At 41.4% G+C, this 24771-nt stretch carries 14 protein-coding genes; 12 read left to right on the top strand and 2 right to left on the bottom strand.

Annotated features, from left to right (window positions below; genetic code table 11):
- Positions 1–84: 84 nt before the first annotated feature.
- Positions 85–1539 carry an ATP-binding cassette domain-containing protein gene (locus AB3G73_RS09330; protein ID WP_367744618.1) on the top strand — a complete coding sequence of 485 codons (1455 nt, stop codon included), beginning with the start codon at positions 85–87 and terminating at the stop codon, positions 1537–1539.
- A 40-nt stretch (positions 1540–1579) separates the two neighbouring features.
- Here the strand turns inward: AB3G73_RS09330 and AB3G73_RS09325 are convergent, their stop codons facing one another.
- On the bottom strand, positions 1580–3400 hold the full coding sequence (locus tag AB3G73_RS09325; RefSeq protein WP_195649526.1) for a PAS domain-containing protein: 1821 nt from the start codon (positions 3398–3400) through the stop codon (positions 1580–1582).
- A gap of 491 nt (positions 3401–3891) precedes the next feature.
- Here AB3G73_RS09325 and AB3G73_RS09320 point away from each other — a divergent pair, with 491 nt between their 5' ends.
- The 8 genes from AB3G73_RS09320 (at position 3892) to fsa (ending at position 15949) form a co-directional block, all read left to right on the top strand.
- On the top strand, positions 3892–4395 hold the full coding sequence (locus tag AB3G73_RS09320; RefSeq protein WP_148364714.1) for an RNA polymerase sigma factor: 504 nt from the start codon (positions 3892–3894) through the stop codon (positions 4393–4395).
- 66 nt (positions 4396–4461) lie between these two features.
- Positions 4462–5526 (top strand): FecR family protein, encoded by a 1065-nt coding sequence (locus AB3G73_RS09315; RefSeq protein ID WP_367744616.1) that lies wholly within the window; start codon positions 4462–4464, stop codon positions 5524–5526.
- Between the two features lie 19 nt (positions 5527–5545).
- Complete coding sequence (locus AB3G73_RS09310; RefSeq protein WP_367744614.1) at positions 5546–9145, top strand: SusC/RagA family TonB-linked outer membrane protein; 3600 nt, start codon at positions 5546–5548, stop codon at positions 9143–9145.
- 21 nt (positions 9146–9166) lie between these two features.
- A complete protein-coding gene (locus AB3G73_RS09305; RefSeq protein WP_148364717.1) occupies positions 9167–10594 on the top strand; it encodes a RagB/SusD family nutrient uptake outer membrane protein in 1428 nt (475 codons plus the stop codon).
- Positions 10595–10610: 16 nt separating this feature from the next.
- Positions 10611–13103 (top strand): zinc-dependent metalloprotease, encoded by a 2493-nt coding sequence (locus AB3G73_RS09300; protein WP_367744613.1) that lies wholly within the window; start codon positions 10611–10613, stop codon positions 13101–13103.
- A 295-nt stretch (positions 13104–13398) separates the two neighbouring features.
- Entirely contained in the window at positions 13399–14145 is a 747-nt protein-coding gene (gene gpmA, locus AB3G73_RS09295) for a 2,3-diphosphoglycerate-dependent phosphoglycerate mutase (protein WP_148364718.1), read from the top strand.
- A 27-nt stretch (positions 14146–14172) separates the two neighbouring features.
- Positions 14173–15225 carry a class I fructose-bisphosphate aldolase gene (locus AB3G73_RS09290; protein WP_148364719.1) on the top strand — a complete coding sequence of 351 codons (1053 nt, stop codon included), beginning with the start codon at positions 14173–14175 and terminating at the stop codon, positions 15223–15225.
- A 67-nt stretch (positions 15226–15292) separates the two neighbouring features.
- Complete coding sequence (gene fsa, locus AB3G73_RS09285; RefSeq protein WP_148364720.1) at positions 15293–15949, top strand: fructose-6-phosphate aldolase; 657 nt, start codon at positions 15293–15295, stop codon at positions 15947–15949.
- 78 nt (positions 15950–16027) lie between these two features.
- Here the strand turns inward: fsa and AB3G73_RS09280 are convergent, their stop codons facing one another.
- On the bottom strand, positions 16028–19978 hold the full coding sequence (locus AB3G73_RS09280) for a two-component regulator propeller domain-containing protein (RefSeq protein ID WP_367744607.1): 3951 nt from the start codon (positions 19976–19978) through the stop codon (positions 16028–16030).
- 165 nt (positions 19979–20143) lie between these two features.
- On the opposite strand from AB3G73_RS09280, the gene AB3G73_RS09275 reads away from it, so the two are divergent.
- From AB3G73_RS09275 to AB3G73_RS09265, 3 genes are all read left to right on the top strand, one after another.
- Positions 20144–21574: an RNase adapter RapZ gene (locus AB3G73_RS09275; RefSeq protein ID WP_367744605.1), complete on the top strand. Its 1431-nt coding sequence runs from the start codon at positions 20144–20146 to the stop codon at positions 21572–21574.
- Between the two features lie 35 nt (positions 21575–21609).
- Complete coding sequence (locus AB3G73_RS09270; protein ID WP_167511756.1) at positions 21610–22359, top strand: nucleotidyltransferase family protein; 750 nt, start codon at positions 21610–21612, stop codon at positions 22357–22359.
- 108 nt (positions 22360–22467) lie between these two features.
- Positions 22468–24447, top strand: a complete 1980-nt coding sequence (locus AB3G73_RS09265; RefSeq protein WP_367744603.1) for a response regulator — start codon at positions 22468–22470, stop codon at positions 24445–24447.
- Positions 24448–24771: the final 324 nt, after the last annotated feature.

The raw sequence follows: 24771 nt of genomic DNA, 5'->3' as shown, positions 1-24771 counted from the left end.
CGAATAAGAATATGTTTGCAATTTGGCGTCTTTTATGATAAAATTGTTACCTTTGCGGGCAATAATAAAACAGAATAAAAGAATATGAACCAAAATACATTCTGCATGGCGGGGGGCGTAGCACGCAACCCGCTTGTGCGTTTAGCCAAACCCATCACGGCAACTATCGGAGCGAATGAGCACATAGCCATTGTAGGTCCCAATGGTGGTGGTAAAAGTCTTTTTATAGATACCCTGATCGGAAAATATCCATTGCGTGATGGAACCGTGCAATATGATTTTTCCCCCTCTGCCACCCAGACTCTTTATGATAATGTGAAATACATTGCTTTCCGCGATACTTATGGAGCTGCCGATGCCAATTACTACTATCAGCAGCGTTGGAATGCTCATGATCAGGATGAGGCTCCCGATGTTCGTGAGATGTTGGGAGAAATCAAGGACGAGCAACTGCAATGCGAACTGTTTGAACTCTTCCGTATCGAACCGTTGCTCGACAAGAAAATCATTCTCCTTTCTAGCGGTGAATTACGTAAATTCCAGCTAACCAAAACCCTGTTGACTGCTCCCCGCGTGTTGATTATGGATAATCCGTTTATCGGACTGGATGCTCCTACGCGTGAACTGTTATTCTCTTTGCTCGAACGTCTGATGAAAATGTCGTCCGTACAAATTATTCTGGTGCTTTCCATGCTCGATGATATACCGTCATTCATTACTCATGTCATTCCTGTGGACAAAATGGAGGTCTTTCCTAAAATGGAACGTGAAGCCTATCTCGAAGCTTTCCGTAGTAGAGATGTGGTTACCTCTTTTGATGATTTGCAGCAACGGATTATAGATTTGCCATCTGATGGCAACAATTACGATTCGGAGGAAGTAGTGAAACTGAATAAGGTCAGTATCCGTTATGGCGACCGAACTATTCTGAAAGAACTGGACTGGACAGTCCGTCGTGGTGAGAAGTGGGCGTTGAGTGGTGAGAACGGTGCCGGGAAATCGACTCTGTTGAGCCTTGTCTGTGCAGACAATCCGCAATCGTATGCCTGTGACATCAGTCTCTTCGGACGGAAAAGAGGGACGGGAGAAAGTATTTGGGAAATCAAGAAACATATCGGTTACGTAAGTCCGGAGATGCACCGTGCTTATCTTAAAAATCTGCCCGCTATTGAGATTGTAGCCAGTGGTTTGCATGACAGTATCGGTCTGTATAAACGTCCTCAACCGGAACAGATGGCTATCTGTGAGTGGTGGATGGATATATTCGGCATTGCAAATTTGAAAGATAAACCATTCCTGCAACTATCCAGTGGAGAACAACGTTTGGCCTTGCTGGCAAGAGCTTTCGTCAAAGACCCGGAACTGCTGATTCTGGATGAACCGCTTCATGGCTTGGATACCTATAATCGTCGCCGGGTAAAGAAAGTGATCGAGGCTTTCTGCCGACGCAAAGATAAGACGATGATTATGGTGACACATTATGAATCGGAACTTCCCAACACTATAACAGACCGTATTTTCTTAAAGAGAAACCGGTAAACATTATTTTCTGATATTTATTTTTCTTTGAAATCAGGTTTTAGTTGAGCGGATGCGTAAACCAGAAACAGGACCCTTCTCCCGGTTTCGATTCCACTCCGATTTTGCCACCCAGCTGTGTGACGATACTCTGACAGATGGAAAGTCCCAATCCTGTGCCGGCAATGAAATTATTCAATTTCACGAATCGGGTGAAGATAGCTTCCTGTTTTTCCGGTTCGATGCCCATTCCCGTATCCTGAACCGAGAATCTGACTTCATTTCCGTTGATTTGGTAATCAATGACAATACTACCCTTGGAAGTAAATTTCAGAGCATTCGTTATAAAGTTCAGCAATACCTGATACAACCTGTTTTTGTCGCTGGTAAAAGTAAGTTCGGGAAGTTCCGGTGCTAAAAGAATCTCTACTTGTTCAGTAGCCTTTACCTGCATAGCCTGTAGCAGTTCGTTGCAAAGTTGTTGTGCATCCACTTGTTCCGGGATAATGTCGAAAGTCCCGGCCTCGATCTTTGACAAGTCAAGAATATCCGAGATCAGTTGTAACAAGAGTTTGTTATTCTCTTCAATAATTGTTATATACAGATGTTTTTCTTCTGCATCCTCCGCTTCCTCAAGCAGACTGGAAAAGCCTACTATCGCATTGAGTGGAGTACGTATCTCATGACTCATATTCGCAAGAAAAGCAGATTTTAGTCGGTCGGCTTCTTCAGCTTTCTCTTTGGCGCCAATCAGCATCCGCTCTGTCTCTTTCAGTTCGGTAATATCAAAGTTGATACACAGCATTTCGATGATATTATCCTGCGGCTGATAATTCCTGACTAATACGTTAACCCGTGTCCAAGTGTAATTTCCATCTGCTCTGCGGATGCGGACATCGCGGGATAGCTTGGAACTTTCTCCTTTTATCACTTTATCCAGGAAGTCGATCATCACAGCCCGATCTTCCGGATGGAAATGGGAATGAATACCGATGATTTCCGGCAATGGGGTACCCTCTTCTTCACCTACATTCATGTACCAGCTTCTCAAAGCATACCCGTCCCGACTCAAAGCATCGAAGTGTGCGTAACCTACTTTTGCATAATCTCCCACCAGATCGAAAAAACTCTCGAATTCCTGAATCTTATTATAGGCAATTGTATCTTCGGTCTTGTCTACATTTATTAAGAGGTAGTTGATAGGTGCGTGGTTGTGATCGTATAGAGTGGTGACTTTCGTTGTTAAGTCAATGAAACCGGTTGTACTGTCAGGCTGATAATATTTGTTGATTTTGGAAAAGTCATACCGGAATGTAAAATCTGCGTTCTCATTGTCTCTAATCTTTTGTTTTATTTCCTCCGGCAATATAGGATTCTCGAAAATGTTGACTCCCAGAATATCTTCTTTATTGGAAATACGGAACATTTCCATATCTTTTTTATTCAGGTCGACCATTTGACCGTCCTTATCATATAATTCGATGCCGACCGGAAGATTCTTATAAATATTATGCAGGATCCGCTCGCTATTTTGTAGAGCCTGATGTGCAGAGGCTATATGAATTCCCTCTTGTGTTTCGGCAATTCCATATACTTTGGTGTTACCGTTTTCGTCTGTTTCCTGAAAGCATGCCTTGCTGCGAATCCATACATGGCCTTTGGGAGTATCAAACAAGTATATTTCTTCTACAGTCTGTTGCAATTTGTCAAAAGACGGAAAAGTGGCGTATCCCTGGTCTTCTTTTAGAATACGCTTGTTGAAATCTTCGAAACTGATGAGCCCGTCTTCTCCTATTCCGAGTAGTTGGGAGATAAGTTCCGAACACTTGTAAGTCTTTGCTTTTAAGTCAGCTTCCCACCATCCTATATTCGCTTTGTTCATAAGCTTTTGTAGGAATTCACTTTCGTTTTGTTCGTTTATTTTCAAGATATGTCTGTATTATCAAGAGTTAGACAATAATTTGCTCGTAAAAATAATCATTTTTGTTGAATTCCACCTTAAAAAAGTAAAAGATAGTATGATTGTATCATAAGGAAAGTCTGTACTACAAAGAAAACGGGCATATATGAACAGAATATCAATAAATTATCTTCGTGTAAAAAAAATAATCGAAGCATTCTGTAAGCGTAAAGATAAAGCGAAGATTAAATCAACATCCAGATGAATGGGAACGGTCGGATATAGTTGTGAATCGTATCTTTCTGGGGAGAAACAAGGTGTCAAAATATTAAGAGCCAGACGATGGGAATAGAATATGTCTATAACAACAAATGCATTTATATGAATTATAATCTTTTTTAATAAATAGAATGTTTTTTGCTCTAATTGGTTATCTTTGCGCTCTATAAAATGCAAAAAGTAACAGGAAATACATGAATGATAGTCAAAATGCTATAACTGTTATATACAGGGAACATTGGCAAAAACTCTATATTCATGCATATAATCTGCTGAATGATGAGGAAAGTGCAAAAGATGTGGTGAACGATGTCTTTTGTTCGGTGCTTGAGAGCAGCGAACGGTTGACAACGGAAGAGGATCTGCTGCCGTTATTCTTCGTCATGGTGCGAAATCGTTGTATTGACCAAATACGTCATCAGAACGTGGTGTATAAAAATGCGGAAAGGTATCTGGAAGAACTTTACAGTGGCTGGACTGTGAAAGAATACCGTGAGTATGAAGATAAGATAAACCGGATGCAGGAGAGTATTCGCCAGATGGCTCCACAAATGCGAACCGTAGTGGAAGAGTTTTTCTTAAATGAAAAGAAATGTGCGGAAATCAGTGAAAAGTTACGTATTAGTGATAATACCGTTAGAACGCACATTGCCAGAGCTTTAAAGATACTCCGAAAACAATTAACCATCTTTTTTTAAAAAAAATCCTATCGGGGTGTCATCAGTTTCAGTAACCTCTACGTGTTTAATGAAACTATTGACACTATGATAGACCATTCAGATAAAAATTTAGATTATGCACTTCGTGCCATACAACATCCACAATTAAGGGAAACTGATGAATTCCTTCAGTGGATAAATATATCTGGTAATAAAGAACTTTTCTTGGAATTAATGGCTTGTAAGGAAGCTGTGATACGTGAGAATCTGGAACGGAAACGTAGAGTCAGGTCAAGAATGTATATAGGGGCAGCAGCTTTTACTGCGGCTGCCGTATTAGTGCTGGTTTTTCTGATTCCTTCGTTATTTCCGACTACTTCCCGGCAAATGGAACAACCCATACGGTTCTTTGCTGCAATCACTGATGGAGAACATGTGATGCTGCAAACGGATGGTCATAGTGAACAACTGCTGGAAGATAGTGTGATGAATCTTAAAGAAGTGGAAGCATTAACTTCGGACACAATATGTTGTCAGACTTTGACTACTCCACGCGGGAAGAGCTTTCTATTGGTGTTGTCGGATGGTACTAAAGTCTGGATTAATGCTGAAAGTAGCTTGCGTTATCCTGTGGCCTTTAATGGTAAGGAACGGCGTGTGGAACTGAAAGGGGAAGCCTGTTTCGAGGTTGCGAAGAATGAAAAATGTCCGTTTATTGTAAGTACCGATGGGATGGAAACTACGGTATTGGGTACTAAATTCAATATACGTTCATATAAAACGGAAGACCGGCACGTGACCTTGGTACAAGGAAAGGTGGAGGTTACGAATATGACCAGTCATCAATCCGTTATACTCCAGCCTGGTCAGGATCTCACTTATACGGAAAACGGAGAAGAAAATATATCACGTGTGAACATTGCGACTTATACAGCTTGGACTGAGGGAATGTTCTATTTTGAAGATGCATCACTGAAAGACATCATGAGCTCTTTAGGCAGATGGTATAACGTGAATATTGATTTTGAACAAGCGGAACTATACCATATCCGATTAAACTTCTGGGCTAACCGTGATGCCCGCTTGGAAGAAGCTTTGGAACTTCTGAATAAACTGCAAAAAGTACGTGTGGATTATCAAGACGAGACGATCACGATTAAACATATATAACTTTACAAATACAACTCTTATGAAAAAGCAACAATTTACATTGTCTTACAAAAAGGCAACGAGAAGGATCGTGTGGATGAAAACCGCCTTTTTATTGCTGATGTTTGTAACTGCCTTGCATGGATGGGCACAAAGTACGGACAACAAACTAATTTCTTTGGAACTGAAAGAGGTATCGTTGGGAGAGGCTTTGAAGCAGTTCAGTAATGTGTCCGGTTATAAGGTGAATTTCCCTAGTGAAGATGTCGGTCCGTACCGGGTAAGTGTCAGTATACGCCAGCAGGCACCTTTGTCTGCACTTCAGAAAATTCTGGAGGGAAAACCTTTTGAATATGAGGTGAACCAGCATTTCATTACTATCCGTAAAGTGAAAACCACTTCCACTGGCGTTGTACGAAAAACTAGAAGTGTAGAGGGGCGGGTGGTAGATGAAAAAGGCATCCCGTTACCAGGTGCAAATATCCGGGGAATCAATAGTCCGTTTGGAGCCATTGCCGATGTCGAAGGAAATTTTACCTGTAAGGTGCTGGAGGAAACTCACACTTTGGAGGTCTCTTTTGTCGGTATGCAGACAGAAAAAGTTTCTATTAAAGGACGTACCCATGTCAATGTGATTATGCATGAAGACAAACAACAATTGGGAGATGTTGTAGTGACCGGTTATCAGCGTATTAGTCGGGAGCGTTCTACCGCTGCTTTCGGCTTTGTGGATTCCGAACAGCTGACAAGACAGATGCATACGGACCTGACTTCTTCTCTGGAGGGGCAAGTGGCTGGTTTGCGTATGAATATAAATCCGAATAACGGTGATATGAGTCCCATCCTTCGTGGTGTAGGCACATTCTCGAATGATGTGGGAACAGATCCGCTGATTGTTGTAGATGATATGCCGACAAACTTAACTTTAAGTGAGATAAATCCTTATAATGTAGAGAGCGTGACTGTCTTGAAGGATGCAGCGGCAGCCAGTATTTATGGTGCTTTGGCTGCAAACGGAGTTATCGTGGTAACAACCAAGCAGGCTAAAGAGGAAGGAGCACATGTTAGTATCAATGCAGACTGGTTTATCACTAGCAAACCTAATTTCAATAGTTTGAATCTGGCGTCTACGAGTGATATTATTGATTATCAAACAGCAGTGTTTGATGCTAATGTGGCTGAACTCGGAAGTGCTTCCAGTTTTTTATCCTCTTATAAATCTGGATATTATTATCCATTGTTTCAGCTCTATTTAGATAGGGAAAATGGAGTGGTAAGTAATAGTGAAGTGGAGGCTACACTGAATCAGTGGCGCAATAATGATTACTATAAGGAGTATCGTGATAACGCTTGGCGCGCGGCTGTGACACAGCGCTATAACGTGTCTGTTTCTCAAAAAGTGGGGAACAGTAATCACTTCCTTTCTTTTAATTATGAAAATGATAAAGGGCGAACTATAAATGACAAAAGTAATAGAATCTCCTTATACTACAAATCGAGTTATGCTATCACTAGTTGGCTGAATGTGAATGCCGGAGTGGATGCCCGCTTGGGACGTAGTGACACGCCTAATAGTCTATTTACCGGTTATACCTTACAACAACGTTATGAAAGAATACTGGATGACGATGGCGGGCATTACAATTCTCCTTATGTAAATGTAAGCGGATATTCAGGTGGCTCTTACAATGGGGGAGTGGTAAGTCAGGCGGAAGGTGTTTCACCTTATAAATCATTTGGCTTCAATGTGCTTGATGCCTTAGGTGAAAGTGGTACAAAATCGCATGATGTTAGTATACGTCCGTTTGTCAGCTTGCAGGCTCGTTTCTTGAAGATGTTCAAATACAATTTTATGTATCAATATGAATGGAACAATAATAAAAGTGAGGTGTATGATGCAGAAGATTCTTATTTGATGCGTATGACGCACAATTCCATGATTGATACGGATGGGAACTCGGGTATGCCGAAAGGTGGACGATTCTATCAAAGTGAAGTGGGCAGTAACCGTTATACGGTCCGTAACCAGATAGATTTTGATAAAAATTGGAAGGATCATTCTGTAACAGCTATCGCCGGATTGGAATTTCGGGAAAATAAAATTCCTAAATTAACCAGACAGCTAATGTATGGTTACGATCCCCAAACGTTAACTTCCGATATAATAGATTGGCAGGCATATCGCGATGGAATAGGGACAAGTGCTCTTTCCGGTAATACTATTAAGTTAACAGGTTTGTCGGCTACATTACAGGAATCACGCCATCGTTATGCGTCTTTTTATGCTAATGCGGGTTATTCGTATCTGTCACGTTACAATGTCTCCGGAAGTATTCGCTGGGATCAGGCAGACTTGTTCGGACTTGATATTCGTAACCAACGTCACCCTCTGTGGTCGGTCGGTGCTTCTTGGGTTGTGTCGGGCGAGTCATTTATGAAAGAATTTTTTTGGCTTGATTTCTTGAAATTACGTATGACATATGGTATTAATGGTAATGTAGATCAAAGTTCGACTACCTATTTTGTGGTAAAGCAAAAAACTCAGAGTAATCCGATTAAGACGAATTATCTGACTTATGAAGATAATGATCTTCCGAATCCTAAACTTCGTTGGGAAAAAACTGCTACTTATAATGTGGGAATGGATTTCCGTCTTTTCAATAATGTGATTGCCGGTAGCTTGGAATATTATAACCGTTCTGCGTCAGATTTGCTTGTACGTCGATACATGGATCCCACTTTGGGAGCTAAATCACGTGTCGTGAACAATGGTAAAATGCGTAACCGGGGTATTGAGTTATCACTTACAACCAATATTATCAGGAAGAAAGACTGGAACTTTGCCATTGATTTCAACTTTGCTCATAACAAAAATAAAATGATAAAAGTGGATCATAGCGATTCGGATACATCGACAAGCTTTATCAAGAGTCCGCTGAACTACTTTATGGAGGGAACCAGTCATAATACGCTTTGGGCTTACCGTATCGATCGTATTGAGAATGGATATCCGGTAGCGGTGGATAAGGACGGAAATGATCTTGTAACATTTAATGAAGATGGAACGGTGGCTAACATCACTACCGGATCATCCCTTAAAGGTACAGATGATCTGGTAAATCTTGGTTCACTGACGCCTAAGTTCAATGGAGCACTGACTTTCAGACTAAGCTATAAAGGAATTGATCTGAATGCTTTCCTTGTATATGCAGGTGGTAATAAATTACGTAATAGTGTAGTGGATATGAATGATCAGGTGGGAAGTCAGACATTGAAAGATATTACTAATCGTTGGAGTGCTGATGACCCGAATGGAGATGTACGTATGTATATTGATATGCCTACAAAAGTGAAAACTTATGCGGGGACTTTTCAGGATTGGTGGCAGTATGGTGACATCAATGTGAAAGATGCCGGCTATGTGAAATTACGTAGCCTGAGCTTGGGATATAATTTGCCGTCTGATATTTGCCGTCAACTCCGGCTTAGTTCGTTGAAGGTGAAGTTGCAGGTGAACAATCTTTTTACTTGGTGTAAGGCAGGAAATGATATAGACCCGGAGAGCTACGATCTAAACGGAGGTACTCGTGGCATGGCCTCGCCCAAGACTTACTCTATTGGATTATCAACAAGTTTCTAATTATTAAAAAGACTATAGAATATGCGTAAACTACTTTATATATTGCCGGTTCTGCTGATATTGGGACTTGCTGCTTGTGAGAATTACGTGGATATAACTCCCACAGGGAAGAAGACTGTGGACTCTACTGATACTTATTATGAGCTGGTGGCTTTGCCTAACCGGTGTTATTATCCGTCGGCCTTTGCCCTATTGAGTGATAATGTCTGGTCAAAAGAATCGAATATTATTGGCAAAGAATATCTATCTTGGGATGGAATCAATATGACATTTAATGAAGATGCTTATCGTAAGGATTTGAGTGATAATAATTTATATGCAAATTGTTATGAATATATCTTGCGGTCGAACATTGTGATTTCATTGGTAGATTATAGTACAGGTGACAAGGGTACTAAGGAACTGGCAAAAGCGGAAGCAAAGATAATGCGTGCTTGGGACCACTTTATTTTAGTAAACACTTTTGCGAAAAGTTATAATCCAGAGACGGCGGCTACTGACGGTGGTGTTGCCGTTGTCAGAGAGTACAATCTCGAAGCTACTCCTACCAAAGCGACTGTGGCCGAGGTCTATGATTTTATCATCAAAGATATTGAGGATGCATTACCTTATCTGCAAGAAGAACCGGTGAATGTCTATCACCCGTCGAAAGCTTTCGGTTATGCTTTGGCTGCCCGTGTTTATTTGTTTCATCGCGACTGGAAAAAAGCTGAAGATGCAGCGGAAGAATCATTAAAACGAAATAACAGTTTGATCGATTATATAGCTTTGGAGGATGAGGGAGGGCCAATGAAGGTTTCAACTTATGCTAAAGGTGGAAACCCTGAAGTTTTGAATTATGCTTATATGGGTGGCGTTACCGAAAATCCGGCTTTTACTTATGGTATGATCAGCCCGGAACTAGTACAACTTTTCGGTACGAATGATGAGCGTATGAATCTGTTTTTCAAGACGACTGGAAATCTTGAATACTACTTCGATGAAGGGTCTGGGGCTGCTTTGTGGAATACGTCACTTACTTATGCCAAGTTCCAGTATATGGCTGTAGGTATGCGTACAGCCGAAGTTTATCTGATTCTGGCAGAAGCAAAGGCACGTCAGAACGATTTATCCGGAGCTGTTGAAGTCTTGAATCAGTTGCGTGAAAAACGAATCAAAGGAACAGAGGCAGTATTACCGGAACCGGCTACCCAGCGTGAGATGATGCAGGAAATCATTAATGAGCGTCGTAAGGAGTTGCTTTTCGGTTTTAGTCGTTTCTGGGATTTGAAGCGGTTTAATACGGAAGCGGACTATGCAAAGACGATCACCCGTGTTTTCCCGCTGGTTTCTACTAATGTCGAACAGAAGACATATACGTTGAAACCGGATTCACGTTTGTACGTCATTCCGTTCCCGTTGGCTGCCCGTGAGAAAAATCCGAACCTGACATTAAATACTAACGAATAAAATAGATAGAAAAACAATGCAAAAGATTTTGATGATAACTGTATTGCTACTTTGGGCACTGCAAGGAGCAGAAGCACGGGCCGGTGTTATGAATCCGTTTGAACATGGAAAGAAAAGTCTGGTGGTCCGTGAAGATACAGTTAAGAAAGACACTGTCAAGAAAGCGACAGCTTACGAGAAACTTTTGAAAGATGGAGGAAGTGAATGTCAGGGTATGTTTACAGTGCGTCATATCAAGGATGACTGGTATTTTGAAGTACCGGATTCTTTGTTGGGACGATTGTTATTGGTTGTTACTCGCTTTAAAGCTGTGCCGCAGGGGTTCAAAATGCTTAGTGGGGAAGAGGTGAACCGGAGTGTGGTTTATTGGGAACAACATAACGACAAGACGCTCTTTTTACGTGAATATGTACAGTCACAGTTTGCTCCCACAGGTGATAAAATTGCGGAAGCATTGAAGCAGTCAACGATAGATCCGGTTATTTGTAAGTTTGACGTTATCGGTAGAAATCCGGAGACTCAGGCGCAGCTCATCAATGTATCCAAGTTTCTTTTGGGTGATAATAAGACGTGTGGCTTTACATCAAGTGACCGTTCTATTCTTGGCATTGGTTCTTTAGCACAGGACCGTACATTCATGGATACTATAAAAACCTATCCCATTAATGTGGAAGTGCTTACTTTACGTACTTACAATATAACTTCCGGCAAGTTGCCGGCTGCGGCAACAGGTTCGGTGACAGTGAAACTGAATACCAGTATGGTGATGTTACCCAAAGAACCTATGCAGCCGAGATTGGCAGATGAACGGGTCGGATTCTTCCAAAATCCGGTGACAGAGTTTTCGGATGACCAGCAAGTCACGACCCGTGGAGCCATTATCCAGCGTTATCGGTTGGAACCGAAAGATCCGGAACGTTATCGCAAAGGGCAACTTACTGAACCTAAACGTCCTATTGTGTATTATATAGACCCGGCGACACCAAAAAAATGGATTCCTTATCTTAAAGCTGGTGTGAATGACTGGAATGTAGCTTTTGAAGCAGCCGGATTCAAAAATGCCATTATTGCCAAAGAATGGCCGGACGATCCTACAATGAGCCTGGACGATGCACGTTATAGCGTATTGCGCTATCTGCCTTCGGAATCGGAAAATGCTTATGGTCCGCGTATTGTAGATCCTCGTAGCGGAGAGATCATGGAAAGTCATATCTGTTGGTATCACAACGTAATGAACTTACTTAAGAAATGGTATATGGTGCAGTGTGGACCTTTGGATAAACGTGCGCAATCAATGACCTTTGATGACAAATTAATGGGGACTCTGATCCAATTTGTTTCCTCACACGAGGTAGGTCATACGCTTGGATTGCGTCACAATATGGCTGCCAGTTCGGCTACCCCGGTAGAGAAATTGCGTGATAAAGCATGGGTGGAGGCCAATGGTCACACAGTATCTATTATGGATTATGCACGGTTTAACTATGTAGCACAACCCGAAGACCGGATTTCAGAAAAAGGGCTTTTCCCCCGTATTGGCGATTATGATAAATGGGCGATAAAATGGGGGTATCAATACCGTCCGGAATTTAAAGATCCTTTTAAGGAGAAAGCAGCGTTGCGTGCTGAAGTCACGAAGAAACTTCAAGGCGACCGTCGTCTGTTGTTTATCGGTGATGAAGGAAAAGGGACTGATCCCCGTAGCCAGAGTGAGGACTTGGGGGATAATAATATGAAGGCCAATGAGTATGGTATGAAGAACCTGAAAAGGGTGATGGAAAATATTATGACTTGGACTGCACAACCTGACGGCCAATATGACGATTTAAATACGATTTATAAATCAGTGCGTGCCCAATATATGAAATATACGCTGCATGTACAGAGAAACTTGGGGGGCCGGTATACTAATAATCTGCCAGGGCAGGATCCTCATGATTACTTGCCACGTAGTGTGCAGAAAGAAGCTGTAGAATGGTTAGGACGGAATTTGCTTGTAGCTCCACTTTGGCTCTATCCTGATAAGGTAGTGAATTGCACGGGAGTGAAAGCTGTGGATGAAATTCGTGATCGCCAAAGTTCTATTATAGCCTTATTACTGGCATCGGGAATGTTGCAGAATTTGTATTCGGCTTCGATGTGTGCTTCGGATCCTTATCCGCTCGAGGAATATCTGGACGATGTGTTTGCTACAGTGTGGAAACCTTTGAATGAGTCAAATGAATTAGAGAATAATTTCCGCCGTCAGCAGCAACGGACTTACCTGGGATTTATTGAACGTATGATGAACCCAAGTGATAAAGATGCCGGAAATGTAAATGCGACGGTGAACCGTTCTGATATTTTGCTTTTTATAGAAATGCATTTGGATAAGATTGAAGAATATGTGAAAGAGCAGCTTACCGTATGTAAAGAAGGAGATTTCAATTATAGGCATTACACGGCTTTACTACGGAATATTAAGAAAGCAAAAGAAGAGTATTACGGAAAAAATGCCGAGATATCTTGAAGAAGGACCTTTAAAAGAAACGGAAAAACAGAACAGATTTTCTTGTATATATAAACTCTCTCTCTAACAGGCTTACTCTTCTCTGACGATAAACTTGTTTTGATTCATAAGCGATCAATACATGCAAGTTTTGAGTTAGAGGAGAGTAAGTTTTTTTATATGCCTAATTACTGCACCTTACTTCTTAGCTGAAAGAATCATAATTTCTGGGTATTGATAACTATTTGTTTTCTAGTGAACTTTGTGAAGAAACAATCTGTTGTATATATAAAAAGAAGAAAGGAGACTTTTAGCAATGAAAAAGATAGTATTGCTCCGTCATGGAGAAAGTGCATGGAACAAAGAGAATCGTTTCACCGGTTGGACCGACGTAGACCTGACAGAAAAAGGGGTTGCCGAAGCCGAAAAAGCCGGAGAAACATTGAAAGAGTATGGCTTTAATTTTGATAAAGCATACACCTCTTATTTAAAACGTGCAGTGAAAACGTTGAATTGCGTACTCGATAAAATGAATCTCGACTGGATTCCTGTCGAAAAGAACTGGCGTCTGAACGAGAAACATTATGGTGACTTACAGGGATTGAATAAAGCCGAGACTGCCGGGAAGTATGGTGAAGAACAAGTGCTCATCTGGCGCCGTAGTTATGATATAGCCCCCAATCCACTTTCGGAAAAAGATTTGAGAAATCCGCATTTTGATTACCGTTATCATGAAGTGCCCGATGCAGAATTACCTCGTACGGAATCGTTGAAAGATACCATTGAACGTATTATGCCTTATTGGGAAAGTGATATATTTCCTAGTCTGAAAACAGCTCATACGCTGTTGGTGGTCGCTCATGGCAATAGTTTGAGAGGCATCATCAAGCATCTAAAAAACATCTCCGATGAAGATATTGTCAAACTGAATCTACCTACGGCTGTGCCTTACGTATTTGAGTTTGATGAAAACCTGAATGTATCCAACGACTACTTCCTGGGAAATCCGGAAGAGATTAAAAAGCTAATGGAGGCAGTTGCCAATCAGGGAAAGAAAAAATAAAATAGTTACATATTAAAAAGTAAAGTTATGAGTAAAGTAGTTGAGTTATTAAGAGATCAGGCCTGTTATTATTTGGAACATACCTGTGAAACCATCGATAAATCATTAATTCATGTTCCGTCTCCCGATACGATAGATAAAATCTGGATTGATTCGGATCGAAACATAAGAGTATTAAACAACCTGCAATCTCTGTTGGGACATGGACGGTTGGCAAATACCGGTTATGTGTCTATACTTCCTGTCGATCAGGACATCGAACATACTGCCGGAGCATCATTTGCTCCCAATCCGATCTATTTCGATCCTGAAAATATTGTGAAACTGGCTATTGAAGGCGGTTGTAACGGAGTAGCTTCCACGTTTGGAATTCTTGGATCCGTAGCACGTAAATATGCGCATAAGATACCCTTCATTGTGAAATTGAACCACAATGAACTGCTCTCTTATCCGAATAGCTTCGACCAGGTGTTGTTTGGCACTGTCAAAGAAGCCTGGAATATGGGAGCGGTGGCCGTAGGAGCTACTATTTATTTTGGCTCGGAACAGAGTCGCCGTCAACTGGTAGAGATTGCCGAAGCTTTTGAATATGCTCACGAATTGGGTATGGCAACCATCCTCTGGTGTTACCTGCGTAACAATGATTTTAAGAAAGGTGCAGTCGATTACCATGCTGCCGCCGACCTGACAGGTCAGGCCGACCGCTTGGGAGTGACTATCAAAGCTGACATTGTGAAACAGAAACTTCCTACTAATAATGGTGGCTTCAAAGCCATTGGTTTCGGAAAGATCGACGAACGTATGTATACCGAACTGGCTTCCGAACATCCGATTGACCTTTGCCGTTACCAGGTAGCCAACGGCTATATGGGACGTGTAGGCTTGATTAATTCGGGTGGAGAATCTCATGGTTCTTCCGATTTACGTGATGCTGTCATTACAGCCGTAGTTAACAAACGTGCCGGAGGTATGGGATTGATTAGCGGGCGTAAAGCATTCCAGAAGCCAATGAACGAAGGAGTAGAATTATTGAATGCCATTCAGGATGTATATCTTGATCCGTCAATTACGATCGCTTAATCAGGGATGAATAGAAATAAATTCTTATCTTTGACTATTAGATCGTTAACCATTAAAAATTAAGAGTATGAAGTTTTTTATTGACACAGCTAATCTGGAGCAGATTCAGGAGGCTTATGACCTCGGAGTACTTGACGGTGTGACTACCAACCCTTCGTTGATGGCGAAAGAAGGCATTAAAGGAACGCAGAATCAGCGTGAACATTACGTCAAGATATGTAAGATCGTTGAGGGAGATGTAAGTGCCGAGGTGATAGCAACCGATTATGAAGGGATGATTCGTGAGGGCGAGGAACTTGCCGCACTCAATCCGCATATCGTAGTAAAGGTTCCTTGTATTGCTGATGGAATCAAAGCTATCAAACATTTCACGCAGAAAGGAATCCGTACCAATTGTACGTTAGTGTTTTCTGTAGGACAGGCATTGCTGGCTGCTAAAGCCGGAGCTACCTATGTTTCACCTTTTGTCGGCCGTCTGGACGATATTTGTGAAGATGGGGTGAAGCTGGTGGGAGATATCGTACGTATGTATCGTACGTATGATTATAAAACACAGGTGTTGGCTGCTTCTATTCGCAATACAAAACATATTATCGAATGTGTGGAAGTAGGAGCCGACGTGGCTACTTGTCCGTTGAGTGCTATCAAAGGATTGCTCAATCATCCGTTAACTGATTCAGGATTGAAGAAGTTTCTGGAGGATTATAAGAAAGTGAATGGCTGAATGTAAGTGAGATGCAATGATAAAATGGGTGGTGAACATCATCGTGGATATTTTTTGTCCGCATGATGTTCACCTTTTTTATTTTCCTTCTTTCCTTTTTTGTTTCTGTTTTTCTTTGTATTGAGTCGGCGTTTCTCCTGTGTATTGTTTGAAAGCCGTACTGAAATAGCGTGAAGTAGTAAATCCGATCTTCTCGGCAATTTCCGTAAAAGACATATCCGTATGAGTGATGAATGTGATCGCTTTCTCCATCCGGAATTTATTGATGTAATCATTGGCTCCCATATCGGTTAGAGCTTTCAGCTTATTGTAAAGGGAAGCCCGGCTCATTCCTATTTCTTTGCAAATAAGAGTGACATCCAGATTGCTGTTATCCAGATTCTCCTGAATAATTTTATTCAGTTTCAACAGGAAGGTTTCATCTGCCTGGCTGAATGTGCTTTCTTCCGGTGCAGGAACCAATCCTGCATTTAAATATCTCTTTTTGATAGATTCGCGGTTTCTTAACCGGTTACGAATGATTTCCATTAACATTTCTATCTCAAAAGGCTTTGTAAGATAGGCGTCTGCTCCATTCTTATAACCACTTAACTGGCTTTGTTTATCATCTCTTGCTGTCAGCAGTACAATAGGAATGTGACTGATGGTAATGTCTTCCTTGATGTTTTTACAAAGTTCGTATCCATTCATTCTCGGCATCATCACGTCACTGACGATAATATCTGGAGTATGGCTTCTGGTCAGTTGGAGGGCTTCCACACCGTCCGAAGCAATGATTATCCGTTTGAAATATTCTCCCAGTGACTTTTTTAGGAAATCCGTCAGGTCCGGATTATCATCCACCACTAATATACTGTAAAAACTCGTATCGAAATTACTCTCCTCCGGCAATTGTTCTTTACTGTCATCGCTCATCAATTCGTTCAGATAGGCTTTCGGTTGGCAGATAATCTCTTCTGATTGTTGGCGAAGTGGGAGTTCAAAGAAGAATGTTGCACCGGCTTCCTGATTGTCTAGGGCACCGATGGAACCTCCGTGTAATTCGACCAGAATCCTGGAATAGGATAATCCGATTCCTGTCCCGCTCTGTTCTCCTGTACCCTGATAGAAACGGGTGAAGAGTTTCTGCGTATTTACTTGTTTGAGACCGTTTCCCTGATCTATGATGGAGACACGGACCCTGTTTTCCTCTGAAAGCAACTCCGAAGTAATGATTATTTCTGCATCTTGCGGACTGTGTTTTAAGGCGTTGATAAGCAGATTGCTTAGAATAATCTCACACTTGTCTTTATCGAAACTAACAGTGTCGATATGCGGGTCAAGCTGATAACGGAGACATACGTTCTTTGCTTCGCCTTCGCTGGTGAAATCTTGTGATACATGTTCAATCCATTGATTGAGAGCGTATGGTTGTATCTGCAATTTGCTTTCTCCAACCTCCATCTTACGCACATCAAGTACCATATTGATAAGATTCTTCATTCGCTGTGACTGGCGATATATCGCTTTTATAGGTAGATATTGTGTATCTTCGGCAGAAAGCGATTTCAATATTCGGCTAAGTGGCGCATGTATGAGAGTCAATGGGGTACGCAGTTCGTGACTGATATTAATAAGGAAGCGCACTTTTTCTTCGTACACCTGTTGCTCATGTTCCTTCATTGCCCATTTCAGCTTTTCCTCTTTGCGTTTTAACGTTCTTCGGAAAGTTTCGATGACAGCAGCAGTAATGAACACTGCACAACTAATGATGAACCACCATGTTCGATACCAGGGAGGGAGAATCGTCAGTTCCAGTACCTCCTGACTGGGAATCCAACTACCATCTTTCGCTGTGCAGGAAGCCATGATCTTGTAACTTCCCGGAGGAAGTGAGCGTATGGCCAATTCGGGATTATATGATTCGATTTGCTGATCGTTCAGTCCTTCTATCTGATATCTGTATACTTTCTGCCGGAAGATATCTTTTTCTTTCGACATGATCCGAATGGTTATATTACTGTTCCAGGGAGCAGAAATTCCTATAGGGTTACTACTTAGCTTATCATTAACGGATTCTCCGTTGATAACCACATCCGAGAGTTGTAATTGCGGGAATTCGGTAGTGATTAAGGGCAAGTTGCTGTTAATATGCAGTAATCCTTTCACACCTCCCATATAGATATTCCCCTGTGAACTTAATAAACGGGGCTTGGATAGGTACTCATTCTGAATGACACCGTCGGATTCACCGAATAGAACAAATTTTCTTTCTTTGATTAACCAGGCGAAAAGCATATTGTCTGTTCCTATCCAGACTTTTCCTTGCTGGTCGCATACTATCAGAGTGACTTCTTCAAAGAGGGAGGTTGGTATCGGAGTTTGTTCTTGAGTGACAGGGTTATAATGTATTAGTCCGTAATTGTTTCCTATCCAGAAATTTCCATATTCATCTCGTGAGACAGAATTAATCAATGTGTCTTTACTGCATTGAAATATTATTTCGAGGCGGTTGGTACGGTTGTCCAGACAGAAGATATGTTTGCTGTCGTTCAGATATGTGTTATTCTGACTATTTGCTATAGGCAAAATGGTACCGATAATGTCTGCTCCTTGTTGTTCGGTAGCAATACTGAATGTTTGTTCTTTCAAGTTGTATTGGTAGATATGGTCTCCCAATAGCAGTACACTATGGGGGGAATTGAGGAATAGGTTTACTGTTTTTCCCCGGCTTCCGAGACGTTTGGAAGTTTCGGGATCAATAATAATAAAAGGAGTCTTCTTTCCCGTTGACGGGTTGAAAACAAATACGCCCTGTGAGAAAATAGAAAGCAATAGATTACCGGAGGTAAAAGGACAGATAGAGGCTACTTTATCTTCCCATGTGGAAGGAAAGTGGGTGAACTTTTCTGTAAGGGGATTAAAAAGGTTAATACCTCCACCGTCCGTGCCTATCCAAATGCGACTATCAGATTCCTGATAGAGGCTTAGTACGGTATTGTTACTTAATCCGCGGTCATTGCCCGGCAATACATCCGTATAAGTTTTCATGGAAACCTCCCGGATGCTGATAAGACCGTTGCGAATACTTCCTGCCCATATATTATTGTTCCGGTCATTATAAAGACAGAGAATGGAGTTAGCGGGCAGTGAGTAGTTATCTCTTCCCGGTACATGCTCCAATAAAGAGAAATTTCCCGTTTCAGGTTCAAGAATATTGATGCCTCCTCCATCCGTTCCGATCCATATCTTCCCTTCTCGTTCAGCAAGACTTAAGACGACATTATTGCTTAAATCCGAGTTATGTGTGGTATACGAAGCCAATGGTCTTCCGTCATGGGAAAAACAGCTTATGCCTTCGTTGTAGGGGGCTATCCATATCCGGTTTTGTGAATCAATAAGCATATTCATGATTTCCTTTCCGCAGTCAAAAGGAGGAGGTGTGTGTTTACCCGTATTTAAATCCAGAAGAAGTAATCCCTGCCATCGGCTGCAGCAAAGAAGAGTGTGCTCATTCCATAAACTTAGTAACGTGATATTGAAATTGGGCTCTCGATTAAACGTCTGTAAAAGGTGAAGAGAAGAATGCTGATAACTATAGAAATAGACTTTGTTTTGCGAGCCGAATAAAACTCCGTCTTTCATTAAACAAGTCGAGTAGGCTACTATATTATTTCCTTTCTCGTCCGTAGGTATGAAGAAATCATCACTTTGCCGTTGATAACATGCCACTCCTTTTTCTGTCAGAATCCAGATGTTATTCAGTTTATCTTCTGTTATCTGATTGATTTGGTTGTGGGGGATGGAATGAGGGTTGTCTGCTTGATGAGTATACTTTTTAAGTTCGTGGCCGTCGTACCGTCCTAGTCCGGAACGGGTTCCAATCCATACAAAACCTTGTTCATCGGTCAGGATGCATCGTACGGTAGAAGGTAACCCGTCTTTCAGGGAGATTTGCTTGTAATAATAATGTCCGGCTTGAAGGGAGGGAACACCGACAAACTGTATAATGAACGCTATACATAGCAGAATAAAGGTTCTTTTTCTCATGGTATTAGGTCAGTTAAACTGAAACAAAGATAATATATTCAAATGAATATTTGTTAAGAAAGCAAACTTATTTTATTATTCCTTTGAGTCAGAGAATGGTCTTTGAATGAAAATTCTTTTCTTTATTTAGCTGGATTCTCTATCTTTGCCCGAAAATATACGACTATGATTACCGAAGAACTACAGAAACTTTATCAGTCATATACAGGTGTTCCCGCTGAAAACATCGCAGAATTACCGTCTTCCGGTTCCAATCGCCGTTATTTCCGTCTGACGGGCATACAAACACTGGTTGGAGTATATGGAACCTCTATTGATGAGAATGAAGCTTTTCTTTATATGGCAGGACATTTCCGTAAAAACGGTCTACCGGTTCCCGAAGTTTACATTGCATCGGAAGATAAAACTTGTTATCTGCAAGAAGATTTAGGTGATACTTTATTGTTTCATGCCATTGAGAAAGGCCGGGCCACCAGTGTATTTTCCGAGGAAGAAAAAGAACTGCTCCGCAAGACGATCCGTTTACTTCCCGCTATTCAGTTTGCCGGTGCTGACGGGTTCGACTTTTCCCGTTGCTATCCCCAACCGGAGTTCAATCAGCGTTCTATCCTTTGGGATTTGAATTACTTCAAATATTGTTTTCTGAAAGCTACCGGAATGGAATTTCAGGAAGACAAACTGGAAGATGATTTTCAGAAGATGAGCGATGTTCTGCTACGTAGTTCTTCCGCTACTTTTATGTATCGTGATTTTCAGAGTCGTAATGTGATGATAAAAGACGGGGAGCCGTGGTTTATCGACTTTCAGGGAGGACGTAAAGGTCCGTTCTATTATGACATAGCCTCTTTCCTGTGGCAAGCGAAAGCGAAATATCCGGATAGCCTCCGTAAAGAACTGCTGCAAGAATATATAGACGCTCTTCGCAAATACCAACCGATTGACGAATCCTATTTTTATAGCCAACTTCGTCACTTTGTTCTTTTCCGTACGTTGCAAGTGCTAGGGGCTTATGGCTTCCGCGGATACTTCGAAAAGAAACCTCATTTTATTCAAAGCGTTCCCTATGCTATCGAAAACCTGCGTGAATTGTTGAAAGAAGAATACCCGGAATATCCGTATCTCTGCAGGGTTTTGCAGGAACTTACCGGACTGAAACAATTTACGGACGACCTGAAAAAGCGGCAGCTTACTGTCAAAGTGATGAGCTTTGCCTATAAGAAAGGAATTCCTGATGACTCTACCGGCAATGGAGGAGGCTATGTATTCGACTGTCGGGCCGTCAACAATCCCGGTAAGTATGAGCGTTACAAACCTTTCACCGGACTGGATGAACCTGTAATCACTTTCCTCGAAGAAGATGGTGAAATACTTCGTTTCCTCGATCATGCCTATGCTTTGGTAGACGCCTCCGTAAAACGCTATATGGAACGTGGATTCAGCAATTTGTCCGTTTGTTTCGGTTGTACCGGAGGGCAACACCGTTCTGTTTATTCAGCCCAGCATCTGGCAGAACACCTGAATCAGAAATTTGGTGTGAAAGTCGAACTGGTGCACCGGGAACAGAATATAGAACGTACGTTTGAGGCAACCATCTAAAGAGATTAACTATAAAGGAGGAAGTTACGAATAAAATGAAAGCAATGATATTTGCTGCCGGTTTGGGTAGCCGGTTGAAACCGCTTACCGATACCATGCCTAAGGCTATGGTTCCCATAGCCGGACATCCGATGTTGGAACATGTGATTTTAAAACTGAAAGCTGCCGGATTCACGGAAATTGTGATTAACATCCACCATTTTGGCGATCAAATACTTGACTTCCTGAAAGTCAATGAGAATTTCGGGCTTACCATACATATTTCCGACGAACGTGACTTGTTGCTCGATACTGGTGGAGGAGTCAAGAAAGCCCGTTCTTTCTTTGAAAATTCGGATGAACCTTTCCTGATACATAATGTAGACATTCTTTCAGATGTGAATCTGAAGGAATTATATGACTATCATTTACAGAGTGGCGGTGTGGCAACTTTACTGGCAAGCCGACGTAAAACCTCTCGTTATCTGCTTTTTGATGAAAAGAAGAAACTTTGTGGCTGGACTAACAAGGATACGGGACAGGTGAAGCCGGAGGGATTCCAATATGATGAATTATGCTATCAGGAATATGCATTCAGCGGTATCCATGTCCTTTCACCTGCCATTTTCCAATTTATGGATACGCCTCGTTGGGAAGGGAAGTTTTCTATTATGGATTTCTATCTTGCCACTTGTCGGCAAATAAACTATTCCGGTTATCTTGCAGAGAATTTACAACTGATTGACATCGGTAAACCGGAGACATTGGCTAAAGCTGAAAGTTTTCTATACCAAAGCACCAAATAAAGATACAGAAAGGGGCCAAAAGGTCCCTTTTCTAATATGTAGCAAAATATTTGTTTAACTTTGCCCGGCTGAACAAACGAAATTGCAATACTATACAAATCTTGCTACATGGAACAGATTCGGATAAATGGGATAGCTGATAATTTATTACATGACATTTTTAATGATTTGTCTGTAGGACTCGAGTTGTATGATAAGGATGGCATTATGATAGATGTCAATTATTCGCGGTTGAGATCAATGGGGATAAAAGACAAAAAAGACATTTTGGGTTATAATCTATTCAACTATACGAGTTTCTCTGATGAAATCAGAGAACAAATTAGAAAAGGGGAGACTGTGCGTTTCGTTGCAAAATATGATTTTGATGCCTTACGTCATCTTTTCCCTACTTGTTTGTCCGGTACTCGATTCTTTGAGATCACTGTTTCTTTCGTTCATAATGAAAAGTCTGAAATTACGAATTATATGGTGATAACTCAGGATGTCACCGAGCGTATCTTATGGCAAAACAAATATGATAATCTCTATGAAGAAGCTGTGCGCTCGAAAAAAGAACTCCTTGAGAGCGAACAAAGGATGATTCATTTGATTCGTCAGAATGAATTGGTGCTGAACAATATTAATTCAGGCTTGGCGTATATTGCAAACGACTATATCGTACAATGGGAGAATATCTCGCTTTGTAGTAAAAGCCTTTCGTATGAGGCTTATAAGAAAGGAGAACCTTGCTATTTGACAGCCCATAATCGCAACGCTCCTTGTGAGAATTGTGTGATGCAACGTGCCCGCCAATCCGGTCAGGTAGAGTCTATTTTGTTTAATCTGGATAACAAGCACGTCATTGAAGTATTTGCTACTCCTATATTTAATGAACAGGGAGATGTTGATGGTGTGGTAATTCGCGTGGATGATGTGACCGAGCGGCAGCACATGATTGGTGAACTTGAAAAGGCGAGGAGCCGGGCTGAACAATCCGATAGGTTGAAGTCTGCTTTTCTAGCAAATATGAGTCACGAAATCCGTACTCCTCTAAATGCTATCGTTGGTTTTTCCGACTTGCTGATGGTGACGGAAGATAAAGAAGAAAAAGAAGAGTTCATTCAGATTATCAATGCCAATAATGAATCACTTCTGAAACTGATTAATGACATACTGGATCTTTCGAAAATAGAAGCCGGCTCGGTAGAATTGAAATACGAGGATTTTGATCTGGCTGTTTATTTCAATGAATTGGCTGCTGCAATGCATCGTCGTGTAGTGAATCCACAGGTTCGTTTGGTTGCTATGAATCCTTATGAATCTTGTATCGTTCGTCTGGATAAGAACCGGTTGGCACAGATTCTCACCAATTTTGTAACTAATGCCATCAAATATACCTGCGAAGGAATGATTGAAATGGGATATGAAAAGATAAACGGGAGTATTCATCTTTATGTTCGTGATACAGGCATCGGCATACCGGAAGATAAAAAAGACAAGGTGTTCCAGCGTTTTGAAAAACTGGATGAGTTTGCGCAGGGGACCGGATTGGGATTATCTATTTGTAAAGCCATAGTTGAGGCTTTCAAAGGAGAGATAGGTTTTGAGTCGGAATTTGATAAAGGATCCCTGTTCTGGGCGGTTCTGCCGTGTCAGTTCGAATCGGTCGACAGCGGACTGTATATTTCCCGTCAGCGCCTTGGGAGGGAAGTGGAAAAAGAAGAACCTCATGCTTCCGAAGAGATGAAGTCTTCTAAAAGAGTGCTTGTAGTAGAAGATATTCAGAGTAACTTTTTTTTAGTATCTTCTATATTGAAAAATAAATTTCAGTTGTTACATGCTCCGAATGGGCTGAAGGCGGTTGAGATCGTCCGGACTCAACCGGTGGATCTGATATTGATGGATATGAAGATGCCTGTTATGGATGGGCGTACTGCAACTTCCGAGATCCGGAAGTTCAATACGGAAATACCAATTATCGCCTTGACCGCTCATGCTTTTGATGCCGACCGGGTGGCTGCTTTGAAAGCCGGTTGCGATGATTATCTAGTGAAGCCGATCAATGGAGCGAAGTTGATGCAGACGTTGAAAGAGTATGGTTGCTGAAAGGATCGGATTAAAAATGTGCTGATCTGAAAAAATGTATATTCCATTCATCCTGCTTTTAATATTTAGGTCAATGGTCAATGGCTTGCTGAAAAATGCGCTTCATTTTCATTTATAGAGTGTGAGATTGTATGCTGTTTTGCTGTATAGCCTTTGAAAGTGTTTCTTGTAGGTTCATTTTTTATGTTTATATGCTTCTTATTTTCCTATATAGAGAATATTCTGCTTTTTGTTTCAGTTGTTTATTTAAAGATGAACTAGCTTGCAAATAGTCTTTTCAGAAAACTTTTATACCTTGGTCGGTGACTTTGGGGCGGTTCCTCG

The organism is Bacteroides sp. L008, from assembly GCF_040812255.1.
Classification (GTDB): Bacteria; Bacteroidota; Bacteroidia; order Bacteroidales; family Bacteroidaceae; genus Bacteroides; species Bacteroides vicugnae.
Note: the sequence above shows the minus strand (reverse complement) of the source record. Positions and strands in the feature narration are given on the sequence as shown.

Excerpts from the sequence above, each read along its gene's own strand:
- AB3G73_RS09275 (WP_367744605.1), top strand. The coding sequence starts at position 20,144 with ATGATTACCGAAGAACTACAGAAACTTTATCAGTCATATACAGGTGTT.
- AB3G73_RS09320 (WP_148364714.1), top strand. The coding sequence starts at position 3,892 with ATGAATGATAGTCAAAATGCTATAACTGTTATATACAGGGAACATTGG.
- AB3G73_RS09290 (WP_148364719.1), top strand. The coding sequence starts at position 14,173 with ATGAGTAAAGTAGTTGAGTTATTAAGAGATCAGGCCTGTTATTATTTG.
- AB3G73_RS09270 (WP_167511756.1), top strand. The coding sequence starts at position 21,610 with ATGAAAGCAATGATATTTGCTGCCGGTTTGGGTAGCCGGTTGAAACCG.
- AB3G73_RS09315 (WP_367744616.1), top strand. The coding sequence starts at position 4,462 with ATGATAGACCATTCAGATAAAAATTTAGATTATGCACTTCGTGCCATA.
- AB3G73_RS09300 (WP_367744613.1), top strand. The coding sequence starts at position 10,611 with ATGCAAAAGATTTTGATGATAACTGTATTGCTACTTTGGGCACTGCAA.
- fsa (WP_148364720.1), top strand. The coding sequence starts at position 15,293 with ATGAAGTTTTTTATTGACACAGCTAATCTGGAGCAGATTCAGGAGGCT.
- AB3G73_RS09280 (WP_367744607.1), bottom strand. The coding sequence starts at position 19,978 with ATGAGAAAAAGAACCTTTATTCTGCTATGTATAGCGTTCATTATACAG.
- AB3G73_RS09305 (WP_148364717.1), top strand. The coding sequence starts at position 9,167 with ATGCGTAAACTACTTTATATATTGCCGGTTCTGCTGATATTGGGACTT.
- AB3G73_RS09330 (WP_367744618.1), top strand. The coding sequence starts at position 85 with ATGAACCAAAATACATTCTGCATGGCGGGGGGCGTAGCACGCAACCCG.
- AB3G73_RS09325 (WP_195649526.1), bottom strand. The coding sequence starts at position 3,400 with ATGAACAAAGCGAATATAGGATGGTGGGAAGCTGACTTAAAAGCAAAG.
- AB3G73_RS09265 (WP_367744603.1), top strand. The coding sequence starts at position 22,468 with ATGGAACAGATTCGGATAAATGGGATAGCTGATAATTTATTACATGAC.
- gpmA (WP_148364718.1), top strand. The coding sequence starts at position 13,399 with ATGAAAAAGATAGTATTGCTCCGTCATGGAGAAAGTGCATGGAACAAA.
- AB3G73_RS09310 (WP_367744614.1), top strand. The coding sequence starts at position 5,546 with ATGAAAAAGCAACAATTTACATTGTCTTACAAAAAGGCAACGAGAAGG.